Raw genomic sequence first — 1,784 nt, 5'->3', positions numbered from 1 at the left:
TCTTATTGGAGCGGTGGACTGATTTCAGGACTAGGAGATGCCATGTTTTTGCTGGCACTCAATTGGATGGTCGTCGAGAAGACAGGCTCAGGCTTAATTTTGGGAACCATCATGGCGTGTATTTCATTGCCACAAATTTTGCTTGTTACCATTGGCGGTGTCATTGCGGATCGTTTGAATCCGAAATGGGTCATGATTGCATCGGATGCTGTACGCGGGCTGGTGATGGCGTTTCTGCTGGTGATGAGTTTTCGCGGTGTACCGCCAATTTGGACGTTGTTTGTGATGGCAATTATTTATGGCTGCATGGATGCGGTATTTTTCCCTGCACAATCTGCATTTCAACAAAGATTGGTTTCTTCAGAGCAATACACGCAATCCTTCGGACTCTTGATGATTGGTTTTCAGGCGGCAGCCATTGCAGGACCTGTGCTTGGCGGTGCGTTGATTTCGAAATGGAGTTATCAAGTTGTCATTGGAGCGAATGCATTTTCGTTTATTTGCTCGATTCTGTTTCTACTCTTGGTTAAACCGCTTCCCATTGATTCGGATAATGAAGAAAAAGAAAACTTATCATTTTTATCCGATATTCAAGTTGGGATTCGATATGTACTGAAGAACCATCTGATTTTAACGACATCCTTAAGTGCGTTCTTGGTCAATGCTTGCGTGCAAGCCACATTCATTGCGGTGCCGTTCTTGGCAAAACAAGCTCACCTGGGTGCACAAGGATTTGGCTTGATGAATATGGGCATCGGGATCGGTGGTGCTCTCGCAGCTTTCTTTTTTGCTTTCATTCGGATTCAAAAGCCAACACCAAGAATGACCTTCCTGGCTTGTTTCGTCGAAGGGCTTGCGTTTCTTGGACTCGTCTTTGCAAGAGAATTATGGCTGCTCATTGGTACGATGCTCATAATTGGCATTATGGAAGCTGTGGTGAACACAATTTCTCCCAGTGTGAATCAAAAAATCATCCCGCCACAACTGATTGGGCGAGTCATTAGTTTTATGATTGTTTTAATGTCGGGATCGGAACCACTGGCACGTGCATTTTCAGGATGGATGATTCAATGGTCAGGAGTAACGGTTTTGTTAATTTGTACGGGTGTTCTTGAAATTGCCGTTGCAGTGATTGGTTATTTCATGCCCATCGTCCGAAATTACGGCTCGGAACAGCCTCGGATCGCATCTCATAATTGACGAATAATACAGCACAGGGCACACTTTGGGGTGTCCTGCTTTATCTTCCATGGTTTATATCTCTAAATATCGAGCAGGAAATTTATTGCGCATAAGTGGCAATAGCGACATAATGCATCGGCTTCCTTATTGCCCTATTGGGCAGGTTAATCCCATATGACCACTACATTGAAATTCTAATTGCAATGAGAGGTGTATGCTGTGGAACTGGTACGAGGCGATTTAGCAATCCATCCACTCACGGATGAAGATGGTCCGATACTTCACAAATGGCTCAATGATCCACGGGTTCTCGCCTATTATGAAGGACGGGACAAGCCGCATGACATGGACATGGTACGCGAAAGGTTCCTCAGCAAAACTGATTCAGATGGTATCCTTGGTTGTTTAGTTACGTGGAAGGGTTCGCCCCTGGGGTATGTCCAGGTCTACCCGGTATTAGGTGAGGAATTAACGTTATACGGATATCAGCAGGATCATCGGATATACGGCATGGATCAATTTATTGGCGAACCAGACATGTGGAATCAAGGCATCGGAACTTTGTTGGTCGATGCGGTGGTAGAGTGGATATTTCGAGAACA

The 1,784-nt window shown here is 45.1% G+C and carries 2 protein-coding genes; both read left to right on the top strand.

Features of this window, described 5'->3' with window-relative positions; all coding sequences use genetic code 11:
* The coding region (locus AAC01S_RS18360) for an MFS transporter (protein ID WP_157071301.1) at positions 1 to 1,200 on the top strand (1,200 nt) is incomplete at its 5' end.
* 201 nt (positions 1,201 to 1,401) lie between these two features.
* On the top strand, positions 1,402 to 1,784 hold a 383-nt coding region (locus tag AAC01S_RS18355), incomplete at its 3' end, for a GNAT family N-acetyltransferase (RefSeq protein ID WP_067625945.1).

The organism is Alicyclobacillus acidiphilus NBRC 100859 (genome assembly GCF_001544355.1).
Lineage (GTDB): Bacteria > Bacillota > Bacilli > Alicyclobacillales > Alicyclobacillaceae > Alicyclobacillus > Alicyclobacillus acidiphilus.
Note: the sequence above shows the minus strand (reverse complement) of the source record. Positions and strands in the feature narration are given on the sequence as shown.